The 16,742-nt window shown below is 58.7% G+C and carries 16 protein-coding genes; 7 read left to right on the top strand and 9 right to left on the bottom strand.

Translation table 11 applies throughout. The features are described 5' to 3' along the window. Positions 1–99 precede the first annotated feature (99 nt). A complete protein-coding gene (locus AB5Y90_RS14385) occupies positions 100–924 on the bottom strand; it encodes a LysR family transcriptional regulator (protein ID WP_307896206.1) in 825 nt (274 codons plus the stop codon). Between the two features lie 130 nt (positions 925–1,054). On the opposite strand from AB5Y90_RS14385, the gene AB5Y90_RS14380 reads away from it, so the two are divergent. The 7 genes from AB5Y90_RS14380 (at position 1,055) to AB5Y90_RS14350 (ending at position 7,508) form a co-directional block, all read left to right on the top strand. Continuing rightward, the gene (locus AB5Y90_RS14380; protein ID WP_307896205.1) at positions 1,055–1,933 is read left to right on the top strand and encodes an NAD(P)-dependent oxidoreductase; all 879 of its coding nucleotides are present in this window, start codon (positions 1,055–1,057) and stop codon (positions 1,931–1,933) included. Then, positions 1,930–2,670 (top strand): SDR family NAD(P)-dependent oxidoreductase, encoded by a 741-nt coding sequence (locus tag AB5Y90_RS14375; protein ID WP_307896204.1) that lies wholly within the window; start codon positions 1,930–1,932, stop codon positions 2,668–2,670. The genes AB5Y90_RS14380 and AB5Y90_RS14375 overlap by 4 nt, the downstream gene beginning before the upstream one ends. 280 nt (positions 2,671–2,950) lie before the next feature. Next, complete coding sequence (locus AB5Y90_RS14370; protein WP_005343121.1) at positions 2,951–3,235, top strand: DnaJ domain-containing protein; 285 nt, start codon at positions 2,951–2,953, stop codon at positions 3,233–3,235. Positions 3,236–3,258: 23 nt separating this feature from the next. Continuing rightward, positions 3,259–3,801: a hypothetical protein gene (locus AB5Y90_RS14365; protein WP_040067053.1), complete on the top strand. Its 543-nt coding sequence runs from the start codon at positions 3,259–3,261 to the stop codon at positions 3,799–3,801. 12 nt (positions 3,802–3,813) lie between these two features. Continuing rightward, positions 3,814–4,581: a hypothetical protein gene (locus tag AB5Y90_RS14360; protein WP_026035107.1), complete on the top strand. Its 768-nt coding sequence runs from the start codon at positions 3,814–3,816 to the stop codon at positions 4,579–4,581. An 11-nt stretch (positions 4,582–4,592) separates the two neighbouring features. Further along, positions 4,593–5,495, top strand: coding sequence for a hypothetical protein (locus AB5Y90_RS14355; RefSeq protein WP_368167052.1), 903 nt, complete (start codon positions 4,593–4,595; stop codon positions 5,493–5,495). Positions 5,496–6,020: 525 nt separating this feature from the next. Further along, complete coding sequence (locus AB5Y90_RS14350) at positions 6,021–7,508, top strand: peptide MFS transporter (protein WP_368167051.1); 1,488 nt, start codon at positions 6,021–6,023, stop codon at positions 7,506–7,508. Between the two features lie 168 nt (positions 7,509–7,676). Here the strand turns inward: AB5Y90_RS14350 and AB5Y90_RS14345 are convergent, their stop codons facing one another. From AB5Y90_RS14345 to nudF, 8 genes are all read right to left on the bottom strand, one after another. Further along, positions 7,677–8,555 carry an SIR2 family protein gene (locus AB5Y90_RS14345; protein WP_252413216.1) on the bottom strand — a complete coding sequence of 293 codons (879 nt, stop codon included), beginning with the start codon at positions 8,553–8,555 and terminating at the stop codon, positions 7,677–7,679. Further along, positions 8,552–9,589 (bottom strand): ParA family protein, encoded by a 1,038-nt coding sequence (locus tag AB5Y90_RS14340; RefSeq protein WP_368167049.1) that lies wholly within the window; start codon positions 9,587–9,589, stop codon positions 8,552–8,554. The genes AB5Y90_RS14345 and AB5Y90_RS14340 overlap by 4 nt, the downstream gene beginning before the upstream one ends. Positions 9,590–9,633: 44 nt before the next feature. Further along, on the bottom strand, positions 9,634–11,925 hold the full coding sequence (parC, locus tag AB5Y90_RS14335; RefSeq protein ID WP_368167047.1) for a DNA topoisomerase IV subunit A: 2,292 nt from the start codon (positions 11,923–11,925) through the stop codon (positions 9,634–9,636). A gap of 83 nt (positions 11,926–12,008) precedes the next feature. Continuing rightward, positions 12,009–13,919 (bottom strand): DNA topoisomerase IV subunit B, encoded by a 1,911-nt coding sequence (gene parE, locus AB5Y90_RS14330; RefSeq protein WP_368167045.1) that lies wholly within the window; start codon positions 13,917–13,919, stop codon positions 12,009–12,011. A 132-nt stretch (positions 13,920–14,051) separates the two neighbouring features. After that, positions 14,052–14,639 carry a YqiA/YcfP family alpha/beta fold hydrolase gene (locus AB5Y90_RS14325; RefSeq protein ID WP_368167044.1) on the bottom strand — a complete coding sequence of 196 codons (588 nt, stop codon included), beginning with the start codon at positions 14,637–14,639 and terminating at the stop codon, positions 14,052–14,054. Between the two features lie 12 nt (positions 14,640–14,651). After that, positions 14,652–15,470 (bottom strand): 3',5'-cyclic-AMP phosphodiesterase, encoded by an 819-nt coding sequence (gene cpdA / locus AB5Y90_RS14320; RefSeq protein WP_041202814.1) that lies wholly within the window; start codon positions 15,468–15,470, stop codon positions 14,652–14,654. Between the two features lie 22 nt (positions 15,471–15,492). Next, positions 15,493–15,942 (bottom strand): DUF1249 domain-containing protein, encoded by a 450-nt coding sequence (locus AB5Y90_RS14315; protein WP_005335899.1) that lies wholly within the window; start codon positions 15,940–15,942, stop codon positions 15,493–15,495. Position 15,943: 1 nt separating this feature from the next. Continuing rightward, the gene (gene nudF / locus AB5Y90_RS14310) at positions 15,944–16,585 is read right to left on the bottom strand and encodes an ADP-ribose diphosphatase (protein WP_368167042.1); all 642 of its coding nucleotides are present in this window, start codon (positions 16,583–16,585) and stop codon (positions 15,944–15,946) included. Positions 16,586–16,742: the final 157 nt, after the last annotated feature.

Here is a 16,742-nt window from a genome sequence, read left to right as displayed (position 1 = left end):
GCGTTACGGAAAAGGCGTAAATATCAAAGCATGTTTGCATGAGGCGCTGGGGCGCCCCATGCAACACGTAATTGGGACATAGCCTTTTTTATGCCGACATCAGGCGGGGAGCTGCATCCCACGCACCTGCTCCAGCAGGGCAGTCACCGCTGCCGAGCGCAACGCATCCGGGGCGTAGCAGAGCCCCACCCGCCGCTTGAAGGAAGAAGCCGCCAGCTCGGCGACTGTACAGCCGGGCGGACAAAGCGAATGGGGCAACCAGGCGATCCCCGCCCCGGCGGCCACCATGGTTGCCGCCAGTCGCAGCGACCCCGCCCGCCGTGGATAGAGCGGCGCCTGATTGCCAAGAATGGCGATCAGCCGCAGGTGGGAGTCGTGGCGCGGGCAGGTGACCCAGGGCTCGTCCGCCAGCTCAGCCGGGGTGAGCGATCCCTTGCCCGTCAGCGGGTGATCCGGCGGCAGCACCAGCACAAACGCCTCCTCCAGCAGGGGGATAAAGAGCTCGTCACCACAGCGCAGGGATTCGCAGCCCAGCCGCACATCGCCACAACAGCCCTCCTCCAGAGTCAGCAGGATCTCCTGGTGGGCGAGTACCCCGTTGACCAGCGTCCCCACCACGCCATCGCCAAGGTCTGCCTCAATCCCCACCGTCAGCTCGAGGCAGGGGGAGGTTTCACGAAACTCGCGGGCGAGGGAGTCGGTGTCGGCGATCAGCCGCTTGGCACGGGGATAGAGCCGGTGGGCAGCTTCAGTCCCCTCCACCCCTCGCGCCTGTCGCACAAACAGGGTCACCCCCAGCTCATCCTCCAGCGTCTTGATGGTGGTGGAGAGGGTGGGCTGAGTAATGAAGAGGCGGGTGGCGGCCGCCGTGATGTTGCGCTCCTCGAAGACAGCCACAAACGCACGCAGGGTTCGCACATCCATAGAATTCACCTATATCAGACAGTCATAAAAGCCATTTTTCACGGCAACACTGGGCAAATATAGTGGCTTACCTGCCACAAGGCATCCCAATTTTCTATATCAGCGTCTATCAACACCGTCAGGAGCCATCATGCGCCATCTCTCTGTCATCGGCCTCGGGGCCATGGGCTCCGCCCTCGCCACCACCTTGCTCAAGGCGGGCCATCCGGTCACCGTCTGGAATCGCAGCGCCGCCAAGGCCGCCCCGCTGCAGGCGCTGGGTGCAACACTCGCCCCCTCGGTTGGCGCGGCCATCGCCGCAAGCGATATCACCCTTGTCTGTGTCGATAACTACACCGTCAGCCAGCAGCTGCTGGATGAGGCGAGCGACGCCGTGGCGGGCAAGCTGCTGGTGCAGCTCTCCACCGGCAGCCCGCAGGGGGCCAGAGCGCTGGAGAGCTGGAGCCACGCCCGCGGCGCCCGTTATCTCGATGGCGCCATTCTCTGCTTCCCGGATCAGATCGGCACCACTGACGCCAGCATCATCTGCTCGGGAGCCAGCACCGCCTTTAGCGACGCCGAGCCGGTGCTGCGCCTGCTCGCCCCTACCCTCGACCATGTGGCCGAGGCGGTGGGCGCCGCCGCGGCGCAAGATTGTGCCGTCGCCGCCTACTTTGCCGGTGGTCTGCTCGGTGCCCTGCACGGCGCGCTGATCTGCGAGGCGGAAGGGCTGCCGGTAGCCAAGGTGTGCGCCCAGTTCAGCGAGCTTTCACCGATTTTGGGTGGCGATGTGGCCCACCTTGGCAAGACGCTGGCGAGCGGCGATTTCGATCACCCCTACGCCAGCCTGAAAACCTGGAGCGCCGCTATCAGCCGCCTCGCCGGCCATGCCAGCGATGCCGGGATCGACAGCCGCTTCCCGCGCTTTGCCGCCGATCTGTTTGAGGAAGGGGTGGCGCAAGGGTTTGGTCAGCAGGAGGTGTCAGCCCTCATCAAGGTGCTGCGGGCCCGCAATGGAGCGGCACTATGAACGGTAAACAAATCGCACTGGTCACCGGCGCCGCTGGCGGGATTGGCCGCCAGCTCTGCATCGGGCTGGCCGAGGCGGGCTATCGGGTGATCGCAACCGATCTGGCCCCTCACGCTTTCGACCATCCCGAGATCCACTTTCATCAGCTCGATCTGCGGGATGAGCAGGCCATCGAACGCCTCTTTGCCGAGGTTCGCGCACAACATGGCGGCGTCCATCTGCTTATCAACAACGGCGCCATCAGCAAGTTCCACACCCGCTTCGAGGAGCTGAGCGCAGCCCAGTTCGATCAGGTGATGACGGTCAATGTGCGCGGTGCCATGCTCTGCGCCAGCGCCTTTGTACAGGTCAACCGCGGGTTGCCCTATGGCCTCATCATCAATATTGCCTCCACCCGCTGGCAGCAGAACGAACCGGGTTGGGATGCCTACGGCGCCTCCAAAGGGGCGCTGGTTGCCCTCACCCAGTCCCTCGCCAACTCGCTGGCCGACCATCCCATCACGGTCAATGCCATCAGTCCGGGCTGGATCCAGGCGGAGGATTACCACACCCTGACCGAGGCGGATCACCGCCAGCACCCGAGCGGCCGGGTCGGGCGCCCCGACGACATCACCCGCGCCTGCCTCTTTCTGGCCGATCCTCGCAACGACTTTATCAACGGCGCCAATCTGGTGGTCGATGGCGGGATGAGCAAGAAGATGATCTACCACACCTCCGCCTCCTTCTGGGAGGAGTAACCCCTGCGGCGGCAGCCTCGCCCCAGCCTGCCGCCCGCCCCTTTCCTGCCCGTTTTTTCATCGCTTTTGCCCCGCCGCCCTTGCACTGCCCTGACCGACTGGCAACAATAGGCACTCAACTGACCCCTCTTCATCTCGCCCGTTAATTGATCGCCCAACTCATCGCGTTGGCGGGCTGTTTCCGTTAAAATGACGGGTTTTTGCCGTGCCTGGTTTGCCAATCCCCACCATCAGGCACTCGCAGCGTGAATCCTATGATGCCAGTGATGCAGGATCTGCCATGAACAACTACTTTCGGGTGCTGGGCGTCAAGTCCAACGCCAGCGAAAACGACATCAAGAAAGCCTATCGTCGGCTGTCGAACCAGTACCACCCCGACAAGCTGCACGGGGCCAGTGAAGAAGAGAAAGAGCAGGCAGCCATCAAGCTGCACCAGGTAAAGCAGGCCTATGAAGTGCTGTCCGATCCGAAACAGCGGGCCGCCTTTATCAAGGATTTCAACAACGTCATCGTGACCGACCCCGCCTCCGCCATGCAGGAGATGTGGGATCAGTTCTACCCCTGAAACAACAGGCAGAAAGAGCAACTATGCAAAAGAGATGGGACCAGGCGCGGCTCAAGTCGCTGCAAAGCGATGCCAGCGAAAACATCGAATCCTACCGGGATCAGGACGACCCCAAGGGGCTGGAACAGTTCACCGACCAGATGAAGAGCCTGCTGCTGGCCGATATGAGCATGCTGGAGTTTATGCCCGAGTATCTGCCGCTGGCCCTCTATGGCCGGGTGCAGTTCCCGGCCAAGGCCAAGTCGCAGTGGAACAAGTGGCTCACCAGCGGCGAGCAGCCGAGCTGGGACGAGTTCAAGGTGAGCGTCGGCTTCAACAACGCCGCCCTGCCGCTGGTCAAGGCGGTGCGTGCCCAGAGCGAAGATCAGCTGATGGAAGCCTGCGCCGTGCTGTTCCTGCTCGACAACCCGCTGCCGCGCGGCAGCCACCGCGGCGATGACGACTATGAGCTACGCGACGAAGAAGATGAAGACGGGGAAGATGCCGACGCCGACTACCATGGCGGCAGTGACCGCTATGGTGATGACGACGGCGATCAGGATATGTACGACGAAGTCCGTTTCTAATTGGGGCAAGGCATGAGCAACAGTCTGATAGAAATTACCGCCATCGAGATCAAAGAGCTGGCCGTTATCGAGCCGAAGCAGGCCAGCGAGAAGTTCGAGCTGATCGCCAAGACCATGTCTGACGACCAACTGGCAGAAGTGATTGAAAACATTGATATCGTTACCCTGACCCAGATCAACGGCCAGCACGACATCTCCTTCCCCTCCATCATCTCCGAGCTGATGACCCCGGAGCGGATCCGCGATATCGTCTGCCAGCAGCCGCTCTATTGGGAAGAGGCGATCAAGAACAACGCCGACGAGCTGCAACAGCACACCTTCGACTTCCTCAACTACCTGATCCGCACCCAGGATAGTGAAGCCAAGCAGCGCGAGATCCTCGAGTGCGTGGCCGAAGATCCGGCCGGTCTCTTCTACCTCGCCATCCCCTTTATCGAGTTTTATCGCGGCGATCGCTATGAAGAGGACGAGGGCTATCGCGACGTGCTGCACGCCGAAGAGGAAGATCTCGAAGAGTCCCTGCGCTACAGCGAGCGCCAGCAGGCCGAAGACAGCCACGACTATGCGCTGGACGACCCGCGCAGCCTCTTGATGCTCATTCGCGAGCTGGCCCCCGAGGTGGAAAAATCCATCAAGTCGCTGCTGCGCAACGAGCACTCCACCTGGGACGGCATCATCAACAAGTTTGCCGCCGAGCTGGTGATGCAGGCCAAAGAGAAGAACAAGGTCGAGGAAGACGAGTACGGTGACGTCGACGACATGTTCAGCTTTCTGGATTAAGGAGCCCATTCATGCAGTTAGTCATTCGCGATGCCAACCAGGGCCCCTTTCTGACCCAGGTGCTGCGCTTTGGCCGCGACAACGAACTCTTGAGTCAGCAGCAGCTCGCCGCCATCAAGGGCAAGGCGGTGCTGATGAGCCTCAAATTCGCCGACAAGTACTACAACAAGTACAAGATGCACCTGCTGGAGCAGGCCGCCCACGACGTCATCGGCGTGGTGAGCCTCGGCCTGCAGGAGCTCTCGGCGCGGGATCCGGCCAAGGCGCTGGCGCTGCTGCAGGCGCCGGAAGGCCCCATCAAGCCGTTCCAGAAGGGCTGGTCGATGCTCATTACCGTCAGCCCCAAGCAGGCTGGCAACAGCCTCTACGGTGACGTGGATGCCCGGCTCTTGGACAAGATCTCGAGCCCGCCCGATGTGGAGGAGTGGCAAGGGTGGCAGGAGTACGAGAAGGCGCTGACCGAGCACAACAAGAGCCGCCTGATGGAGCTCATCGACCAGCACTTTTTCGCCTGCGAGAGCGACCACCCCACCATGGAGGACAAGCTGGCCGAAGCGCTGCTCTACCGCATTCTCTGCGGCAAGGGCAGTGGCGCCGCCCCCCTCAAGGTGAAGCAGGATCTCAAGCGCAAACTGGCGCGGGAGATTGAGCTCGACGAGGGCTGGTACGACACCGACTACCTCGCCGCCCAGCTCACCCTGATGCTGAGCGCGCTACCCGCCGACATGGCCGCCGCCCTGCGCCAAGAGCTGAGCCCGGGCTTTGTGCCCAACCTGCTGCACACCCTCGGCTTTGTGCGCCAGTACCAGCTGCTGCAAAAAGAGAACGCCTCGCCGGAGAAGCTCGACAACGTCGAGATGCGCGCCGGTCTCAAGCACCCGCTGCTCGGCTGGCCGCTCTACCACGACTTCTAAGGCCGCTTTCGCCGCCCATCAGTCGCACCACAACGCCCGGCCCGCCGGGCGTTGTTCTATCCTCCCCTCACCCTCTAGACAGCAGTGAGGGAACACGCGCAAGTCCCCCTGTGGCTACCCCTTCTCTTCCCAATATTTATTCACTCAATGCCCAAGGATGAATAAACAACCTGCGATACAACCACTTGGCACCAGCTGCGTTTCGGGACAACAAAGCGGGACGCAGATCCCACCACAGCGCCATAATCGGCACCAAATAGCCGACTGGATCACATCAACCGTGCCGCAACCGCGTGGTAAGCCGAGCTAAAACCACGACTCAATCACGCATAAAAAGGCGGAATAGATCAATAAAAAGCAATTAATCGCGCCGGATTAAATTTCAGGTATGGCTATTTGCACCGCTTGGCCGCTAAATGACAGACCGGCCTTCAGACCAGCATGGAAGCGCACAAGGCTAGCCGGCAGCAGACCGGTACGCTCTCAGGACGAGTTATGACTTTCTTCTCTCACAGGAGACAGACCGTGAGCGCTTCGAATCAACACCCCACCATTCCCCCCGGCTCCGGGGCGCTGTTCTTTATCCAGACCTTCTCGACCCTGGGGTTTGCCGTGCTCTACTCCACGCTGGTGCTCTACGCCACCAAGCGGCTCGGCTTTAGCGAATCCCAGGCCAACGCCATGATGGGGGTCTTCGGGGCCTTCAACTATGGCCTGCACCTGTTTGGCGGTTATCTCGGCGGGCGCTACCTCAGCAACCGCAACCTGTTCGTGATGGGGATGGTGCTGCAGGTGATCGGCTGCTACTTCATCGCCGAGATGGGGATCACCGGCCTCTACTGGGGGCTCGCCATGTTCCTTACCGGCAGCGGCCTCAACGTCACCTGCCTCAACATGATGCTGACCCAGCGCTTCGCCCCGGATGATCACCGCCGCGAGAGCGCCTTCCTGTGGAACTACGCCGGGATGAATCTGGGCTTCTTTATCGGCTTCACGGTGGCGGGCTACTTCCAGCTCACCGAGGATTACCGCACCCTGTTCCTGTTTGCGACGCTGGGCAACATCATCGCCATTATCGCCACCTTCGCCTGCTGGCCCATTCTGGCGGATATCAGCACCCCGCTGCGCCACGTCAAAGGGAGCGGCTTCTACCGCCGCATGCTGGCAGGTATCGCCATTCTGGCCATGCTGGTGCCGGCGCTGCGCCTGCTGCTGACCCACGCCAGCTTCAGCGGCAGCTTTGTGCTGATCCTAGGGGCCGTGGTGCTGGTACTGCTCTGCGTGATGACCGCCCGCCATCCGGACGCCGCCGAGCGCAGCCGCATGGTGGCCTACCTGATCCTCGCCCTCGGCTCCCTTATCTTCTGGTCGCTCTACCAGCTGGCGCCCATGGGGCTGATGCTCTTCTCCGAGCACAACATCAACCTCAACGTGTTCGGGTTGCGGGTCGCCCCCCAGTGGATCCAGAACATCAACACCCTTGTCATCGTCATCGGTGGCCCGCTGATGGCACTGCTGTTCAAGCGGCTGCGCGAACAGGGCTGGAATATCGACATCCCCTCCCAGTTTGCCGCCTCCCTGTTTTGCATGGGGCTCGGCATGCTGGTGCTGCCGATCGGCATTCATCTGGCGGGGGCCGACGGGCTGGTCGCCTTCAAGTGGATCGCCATCAGCTATGTGCTGCAGAGCTTTGGCGAGCTGCTGATCTCCCCCATCGGCTACGCCATGATTGGCAAGCTGGCCCCCGCCAGCCTGCAAGGCTTGATGATGGGCTGCTGGATGATGGTGACCGGCATCGCCTCGGTGCTGGCGGGCTATGTCTCCGGCGCCATGCCGCAAAATATCGGCAGCACCCCGGTCGCAACCAACCCGGGCTACAGCTCGGTGTTCAATATGCTCGGCTGGGGCTCGATGGCGGGCGGCGTGGTGTTGCTCCTGCTGGTGCCCCGCCTGCGCCAGCTGATCGCCTCCAAGATCACCCCGCCTCCGGCGGCCACTGCCATTCCTGTCTAATCGGGTTCGGGCCAGCCATTTCACTGGCCCCTGCCAGCGCGAACGGTTGAATCAGCAACGCGGCTGATAATGCAAGGGGCCCCGCCATCATGGATGGCGGGGCCCTTCTTTTAGCGGGGGTGAATGGCTCTTTTCAAGTTGGCACCGGTTGCTGCGTTTTCCCTATCGTCAGCTTCCCATCATAACTGGCCTAAGCGAATCAACTTGGCTTTGAAGTTCCTGCAATGATTCAACCAATACTGAATGATTCCCATCAGCCCCAACTTCATACTCTAAGACATTCAAATTATATGACTTCTGCATGGCTTTTATTAATGAAGGATGCTTTCCTTTCGGCATGACAGCATAATGTGGATGATCTGAGGATGCTGCAATATTTGTATTCTCCAAAACCAACTGAATATCTGGATCTGACATACCACACCCAAGAAATAAAACTGTATGCACAGTCAACAAACTATTTAAAACATTGTAAAATTCAGAATGCTCACTTTTCATATGAAAGTAATCTGATCTTGTCAAGATTAACTTCGTTGTATCTGAAACACATCCATGAGCTTTTATTATTAGATTATCTTTAAATCTAACACTATTAAGCAATCGACTGTCATAATATTTGTGAATAACAAATCCCTGCCCTGCAGTTAAAGCATCACATTGTGTTTCATATATTTGATCATAGTTTGTTGTGATCACAATTTTAGAGTTAATTCTTTGAATAAGGGCATGTAACTCTGATGGCACAAATCGTGGCCTTGCAAAAATATCTGTAAAAAAACTCCTTTTTTGAGCTGATGTAACTCGATCAAAAATTACTTCCGCTGCATCAAGAAGCTGATCCGTTTCGATTAGATGATTAATAAAAGCCTTTTCAATCTCATCATTTACAAATTGATCTCGTGCCTGTTCAAGTAATTGATACCAGCTAGGTGGCCTTATAACAGGGTCCAAACTAGATTGGCAACTCGCTGATACACCTGCACCTATGAATATAATTGCACGTTTAGCTGCTAGCTCTTCAATAAGAATTTGTGGCCATTCTATCATGACTGACCCTCAAGTCTTTTTACGACCTCAATAGCAACATTATCAAAGATACTAGAAAATTCTTTTGCTTGTGAATAATGCGCACCAAAAATACCATCTTCAGCTTTAAGGTCACGGATCGGTGAAGAACTGCTCTGTGCTATGGGGGCAAGACTAAACATATTTGGTATGTTACCTAAAATATGATGCCCATCTTTCGACGCATCCACTAAGTAACCTCCCAGAAACTCTAAAAAAACCTCATCAAATTTTGTCAATAAACGCTCATATGCCTTTGTAGGCCTTCTCTCACCATATGCATTTTTTCTAGTGGCATATGTTTGTGTTGTATAACCAAGACAACCACTCGTAATAGAAATATTTCTTTTGATATTAAAGCGTGCAAATACCTCGCCCCCCCTATCCTCCTCTAATAATAGAGCCCCGCCTCTATATTTATTAGACCATGTATCAAACCAAGTTCTAACGTTTCGCAAACCTATGATACTAAATATATCAATTGACATTGGAGTCACAAAATAATCGGCGGCAATTAGGGTGCTTCGATTCAAAGATCCTAAGCTTGGACCAAGATCCACCAATATATAATCATAGTCAGAGTCAACCTTATCAATTAGCGAAGAAAACCAGTTTGTTTTTCTGAATGCACCAATCTCACCTCCTGATATTTTAACCCACGCCTCACCTAGCCTGTCCTCTAATGCAGATAACTGAGGGTGCCCCATTATCAGATGAACGCCAAATCTATTTACATCTTTACAAACAATATCTTCTTCGAAAAAAATTGACGGATCATCATCAAGTATAGGTTGAATAACATCTAAGATTGTCTTGTAATTTTGTGGGGAATCCCAATATCTTTCTGAAACTACATCTCCCCCCAAGATTAGTAGCGTTGAATTGCATTGAGGATCCAAGTCAATATATAAAACTCGCTTGTTTAATCCAGTAGCAAGACCTGCAGCCACATTTGTCGAGGTGGTTGTTTTTCCTACACCACCTTTGTTATTAAAAAAGCAAATTGTTTTAGCCATTTTTATCCCTAAAAAGAGGGGCAATAACATTGCCCCAGTTTATCTTAATTATTTGCATCACTCTCAGTGTGTGCATCTACAACTACTGATTCAATTTCTATCCTGTCTACCCGCTGCAAACCGCGGGGCAGCTTGGCGCCGCGGCGGCCGCGTTCGCCGCGGTAGTAATCGAGATCAGAGGGTTTGAGGGTCAGCTTGCGCTTGCCGGCAAACAGGGTGACCGACTGGCCCTGCGGGATCACGGCGGCCATTACCACAAACTCCTCACGCGCCTTGACGCGAGCCGACGGAATGCTGATGAGCTTGTTGCCCTTGCCCTTGCCGAGCACCGGCAGAGTGTTGAGCGGGAACAGCAGCATGCGCCCTTCATTGGAGATGGCCATGCAAAGATCGGTCTCTGGCGAGCCGATCTTCTGGGGTGCCATCACCTGACCCCCTTCCGGCACGGTGAGCAGCGCCTTGCCATTCTTGTTCTTGCCGATGAGATCGTCATAGGTGCAGACAAAGCCGTAACCGGCATCGCTGGCGATCAGATATGGCTCGCCCTCGTTGCCCATCACCAGATGGCGCACCTCTTCCCCTGCCCCCAGCGCAAAGCGGCCGGTGAGCGGTTCGCCCTGACTGCGCGCGGATGGCAAGGTGTGAGATTCGAGGGCGTAGGTTCTCCCCAAGGTGGAGAGGAACACCGCCTGCTGGTTGCTGCGGCCACAGGCGTGGGCCAGATAGCTGTCCCCCGCCTTGTAGGAGAGCCCTGCCACATCGACGTCGTGGCCCTTGGCGGCGCGCACCCACCCCTTGTCGGAGAGGATGACGGTGACCGGTTCGCTGGGAATAAGCTCTTTCTCGGTCAGCGCCACGGCGGTGGCACGCTCCACCAGCGGGGTGCGGCGATCGTCGCCGTACTTCTCGGCATCGGCCAGCAGCTCTTTCTTGAGCAGGGTGTTGAGGCGACGCTCGGAGCCCAGGATCAGCTCCAGCTTGTCGCGCTCTTCGGCCAGTTCGTTCTGTTCGGCGCGCAGCTTGAACTCTTCGAGCTTGGCCAGATGGCGCAGTTTCAGCTCGAGGATCGCTTCGGCCTGGGTCTCGGTAATGTTGAAGCGCTCCACCATCACCTTGCCCGGCTCATCCTCGGTGCGGATGATCTCGATCACCTCGTCGATGTTGAGATAGGCAATCAGCAAACCTTCGAGGATGTGCAGGCGAGCCAGCACCTTGTCGAGGCGGAATTGCAGGCGGCGACGCACAGTCTCGCGGCGGAACTGGATCCACTCGCTGAGGATGGTCTTGAGGCACTTCACCTGCGGCCGGTTGTCGAGGCCGAGGATGTTGAGGTTGACCCGGTAGTTCTTCTCCAGATCCGTGGTGGCGAACAGGTGGGCCATCAGCCCCTCCACATCCACCCGGTTGGAGCGCGGCACGATCACCAGACGGGTCGGGTTTTCGTGGTCCGATTCATCGCGCAGATCGGTCACCATCGGCAGCTTTTTCGCCACCATCTGGGCGGCAATCTGCTCCATGATCTTGGCGCCGGAGGCCTGATGGGGCAGCGCTGTGATGACGATGTCGCCATCCTCCTCGCTCCAGACCGCCCGCTGCTTGATGGAGCCCTTGCCGGTCTCGTAGATTTTGCGGATATCGTCGCGCGGGGTGATGATCTCGGCGTTGGTCGGGTAGTCCGGCCCCTGAATGTGCTGCATCAACACATCGAGCCCCGCATTGGGGTTGTCGAGCAGCTCGGCACAGGCGTAGGCCACTTCCCGCGCGTTGTGGGGCGGGATGTCGGTCGCCATCCCCACCGCGATACCGGTCACCCCGTTGAGCAGGATGTGCGGCAGACGGGCGGGCAGCACCACCGGCTCCTTCATAGTGCCGTCGAAGTTCGGCGTCCACTCCACCGTGCCTTGGCCGAGCTCTGAGAGCAGCAGCTCGGAGAAGCGCGACAAGCGCGCTTCGGTATATCGCATGGCCGCGAAGGATTTGGGATCGTCCGGCGCACCCCAGTTACCCTGACCGTCCACCAGCGGGTAGCGGTAGGAGAAGGGCTGGGCCATCAGCACCATGGCTTCATAACAGGCGATGTCGCCATGGGGGTGATATTTACCCAGCACGTCACCCACGGTACGGGCGGACTTCTTGTGCTTGGAGAGGGCAGACAGACCCAGCTCGCTCATGGCGTAGATGATGCGCCGCTGCACCGGTTTGAGGCCATCGCCGATATGCGGCAGGGCCCGATCCATGATGACGTACATGGAGTAGTTCAAGTAAGCCTGTTCGGTAAAGGTGCGCATTGGCTGGCGCTCTACCCCGTCCAGACTGAGCTCGATAGCATCACTCATGTGATTTTCTCTTTCGGTTCGGGAGCCGCCACAGGGCGACTCCGGCTAAATGCTTGCTGGCCCTGTGCGGGCCAGCCGACGGCTTAAATGATGGCGAGGTTGCCCTTCTCTTCCAGCCATTCGCGGCGATCGCTCGCCCGCTTCTTGGCCAGCAGCATGTCCATCAGCTGCAGGGTCTCGTCAGCCGCATCCCCTTCGCTCTCTCCTGCCGGATCCATGGTGAGCTGCACCAGACGGCGGGTGTTGGGATCCATGGTGGTTTCCCGCAGCTGTTTCGGGTTCATCTCACCCAGACCCTTGAATCGGGTCACCATCACCTTGCCTTTCTTCTTCTCGGCTTCGACCCGCTGCAGCACGCCGTTCTTCTCGTCCTCGTCGAGGGCATAGTAGACCTCTTTACCGATATCGATCCGGTAGAGGGGCGGCATGGCCACATAGACGTGGCCTTTCTCCACCAGCGTACGGAAGTGCTTCACAAAGAGGGCGCAGAGCAGGGTGGCGATGTGCAGACCGTCCGAGTCCGCATCCGCGAGGATGCACACCTTGCCGTAGCGCAGGCCGCTGAGATCCTCGGAGTCGGGGTCGAGCCCGATGGCGACCGAGATGTCGTGCACTTCTTGCGAGGCGAGCACCTGACCGGCCTCCACCTCCCAGGTGTTCAGGATCTTGCCGCGCAGCGGCATGATGGCCTGAAACTCGCGATCCCGTGCCTGCTTGGCACTGCCGCCCGCGGAGTCACCCTCCACCAGGAACAGCTCCCCCTGCATGGGGTCGGCGCAGTTACAGTCAGTCAACTTGCCGGGCAGCGCCGGGCCTTGGGTAATCTTCTTGCGCACCACCGTCTTGGCAGCGCGCATCCGGCGCTGGGCGCTGGAGATACAGAGCTCGGCGATCTGCTCCGCCAGCTCGGTGTTGCTGTTCAGATAGAGGCTGAAGGCATCCTTCACCACGCCGGAGACAAACGCAGAGCTCTGGCGGGAGGAGAGGCGCTCCTTGGTCTGACCGGCGAACTGTGGATCCTGCATCTTGATGGAGAGGATGTAGGCACAGCGATCCCAGATATCTTCCGGAGTCAGCTTGACCCCGCGCGGCAGCAGGTTGCGGAACTCGCAGAACTCGCGCATGGCGTCGAGCAGCCCCTGACGCAGACCGTTGACGTGAGTACCGCCCTGCGCAGTGGGTATAAGGTTCACATAGGATTCGGCGAGGCATTCGCCCCCTTCCGGCAACCAGCAGAGCGCCCAGTCCACCGCCGACTGTTCGGAGCTGAACGAGCCGATAAAGGGCTGCTCCGGCAGGCAGGTGAACTGCTTGACCGCGTCGACCAGATAATCCTTGAGGCCATCTTCGTAGCACCACTCCAGCTTGATGCCGGTGTTCTTGTCGAGGAACTTGATGGTGAGGCCGGGACAGAGCACGGCTTTGGCTTTGAGCAGGTGCTCCAGCTTGGTGACCGAGAACTTGGGCGAATCGAAATAGCTCGCCTGCGGCCAGAAGCGCACTCGGGTGCCGGTGTTGCGACGACCGCAGGTGCCGGTGATGGTCAGCTCCTGCACCTTCTCGCCACGCTCGAAGGCGATGTCGTAGACCTGACCGTCGCGGCGCACCGTCACCTCGACCCGATCAGAGAGGGCGTTCACTACCGAAATACCCACCCCGTGCAGACCGCCGGAAAACTGGTAGTTCTTGTTGGAGAATTTGCCGCCCGCGTGCAGCTTGCAGAGGATAAGCTCCACCCCGCTGACCCCCTCTTCCGGGTGGATATCGACCGGCATGCCGCGGCCGTCGTCGATCACTTCGAGGGACTGGTCTTCATGCAGGATCACCTCCAGATTGCGGGCGTGACCTGCCAGCGCTTCATCGACGCTGTTGTCGATGACCTCCTGGCCGAGGTGATTGGGCCGGGTGGTGTCGGTATACATGCCGGGGCGGCGACGCACCGGCTCAAGGCCATTGAGGACCTCAATGGCATCCGCATTGTATTGAGTAGACATGGAGGGCCTTGCGAATTGACGTTTGGAGGGAATCTTAACTGCTAGGCGGGGGTAGAACAAACTCCCCGCATCGAAAGCTTGATCTGGAGAAGAACAAGCAGGGCGAGACCGCCCTTATTGACTCAAACCTGACTATAACCCGAGGAAACGGATGATCTGGGCGGGGTAACGCTCGAACGCCATAAAGGCGTGGTTGCCGCCGCACTCCAGCGAGAGGCGGGCAAAGCGGTATTCATCCAGTGCCTTGCGGTAGTCGAGCACCTCATCCCCCTGCTGTTGCAGCACCCAGAGGCGATCGGGGGCTGTCACAGGTACCGCCAGCGCCCGCAGCTCGTCCATATGTTCAGGCAGCAGTACATACTGCTCACCGGTATAGGGATTGGTCTGGGGGCCGAGGTAATCACAGAGCAGCTCGTGCGGGCGCACCGCCGGATTGATCAGCGCCGCGCGGCAGCCGTACTGCTCGCTCACCCGGGTCGCCATAAAGCCGCCGAGGGAGCTGCCCACAGCGCCAAGCTTGAACTCGCTGCCATAGCGGCTCTGCAAATTGGCGATGGTCTGTTCGATGGCCGCCCAGGCCGCCGCTGGCGTATTGGGCTGGGCCGGAATGATCACCTCGATGTCGGGCCGGTTGGCGGCCACCCAGGCAGCCATCTGCTGCGCCTTGGCGGAGCCCGGTGAGGAGTTGAAACCGTGCAGATAAAGGAGAACCGACTTCATGGAATGCTCTCCTCAATAACCGGTGGCGTTGGGGTCGGGCACAAACTGCCCCACCGGCAGGCGCCACACCTCGCTGGCCACCCGCCCATCCGGATAGAGGGTCAGATAGCGCCAGCCCGGGCCGGATTCATCCAGCGCGAAGCCGTCGGATAGCGGTTTGAACTGAATGCAAGTCGATGGGCTGGCAATCAGCCGCACCCCGCGGTGCACCTCGTCAAACTCCTGATGAACGTGGCCGAACAGGATGGTCTTCTGCTGCGGATGACGGGCCAGTACGGCAAACAGGTCATCGGCATTCTTGAGATTGTGCTGATCCAGCCAGGCACAGCCCACCGGTACCGCCTGATGGTGCAGGGTGATAAGGGCGTGGCGATCAGGATATTGACGCAGGGCACGGTCGAGGGCGGCCAGCTGGTGATCGCCAATCATGCCGTGAGGTTTGCCGCGCACCTGGGTGTCGAGCAGGATCACCTGCCAGTGGTCGCCCACCAGCTGTTTGGATTCGCTGATCCCGGCGGCATGGAGATATTCGGTCATCAGCGGGCTGTCATCGTGATTGCCCGGCAGCCAGTAGATGGGGCGGCCAAGGGGCGCCATCATGGAGGCGAAACGCTGATAGGATTCCGGACTGTGATCCTGCGACAGATCGCCGGTCGCCAGAATCACCTCGTAGGGGTGTTCATTGGCCTGCACCTGTTCCAGCACGGCGGCCAGACTCTCTGCGGTGCGCACAGCCAACAGCCGCCCTTCGGCACTCGCGAAGAGGTGGGTGTCGGTAATTTGCAACAGGCGCACACTGCCGTCCTGCGCCTGGGGGAGCTCTGTTTCCAAAATCACGCTTCTTTATATTTGTTCAACTGGAGATATTGATCGGGCTGGTACCATGTCTGAGACAAAATTTTAGCCATTCGGCCAGAAACAGATTTACCTGCTCCTTTTCGTCCCGCTGGTGCATCTTTTTATTGGGATAATCATAACGTGGTTGCAAACGGGAAATCTGTTGCGCTGCACACACTTCCGCCATCCGCACATCATGATACAAACGAATCTCTATCTGAGCTTGTAAATATTCGGGCAATTCGGGGTTGTGCTGGCTCAGGATCACCTGATTGGTGAAGCGACTCTCGCCAATGATGGTGAGCTGGAACTGCAGATCGTTGCCGACCCGATAGCGGCGCTCGGCGCCGACTTCCCCATCAGGCGGCAGCAGTTTCATCAATGCCATGTAGTTGACCTCGCAGGTACGCTGCAAGGACATCAGATCAGGCACATAGCGCCTGCTCTGTTGCAGGGTCAGCGCCACCTCAGCGATCCGCCAGCCAGCGGGCACGCAGCTCGCCATGGTTGAGGGCCAGCCACTGCAGGGCGATGACCGAGGCCGCATTGTCGATGCGCCCCTCTTTGAGCCAGGCGTAGGCCTGTTCGCGGCTCACCACGTGCACCCGGATATCCTCGCCCTCATCCGCCAGACCGTGCAGCCCCTCGGCCTTGCTGGCATCCACCTCGCCCACAAAGACCTCGATCCGCTCGGTGCTGCCGCCCGGGCTCACCAGATAACTGATGGCATGCTCGCAGCGGGCCACCTCGATCCCGGCCTCTTCCACCGCTTCACGGCGCACCACCGCCTCGGCGGTCTCACCTTCGTCGATGATGCCGGCCACCAGCTCCAGCAGCCAGGGGGTCGGGCTGGTCTCCAAGGCGCCGATACGGAACTGCTCCACCAGCACGATCTGGTCGCGTACCGGATCATAGGGCAGCAGCGCGGCAGCATGGCCCCGCTCGAACAGCTCGCGCACGATGGGCTGATTCCAGCCGCCAGCAAATAACCGATGCTGCAAACGATAGACATTCACCTTGAAGAAGCCGTTATATCTAGCTGATTTTTCAATGATTTTCACATCATTGGCGGCGTAATGCCGATCTTGCGGCAAGGGTTGCTGCGACATCCGGGGCTCCCGTCAGCTTGACTTGTATCAGTTTGACCATAAAATCCGAGGAACATGAATGAACGTTCATTCACTCGGCGTGCCATGGTAATGAGGGGTGGATTTTAGCAGCCACAGACCATTTGGCTAGGCGCGCGGGGAGAAAACTGCGTCCGGT

Source organism: Aeromonas sp. R4-1 (assembly GCF_040908325.1).
Classification (GTDB): Bacteria; Pseudomonadota; Gammaproteobacteria; order Enterobacterales; family Aeromonadaceae; genus Aeromonas; species Aeromonas veronii.
Note: the sequence above shows the minus strand (reverse complement) of the source record. Positions and strands in the feature narration are given on the sequence as shown.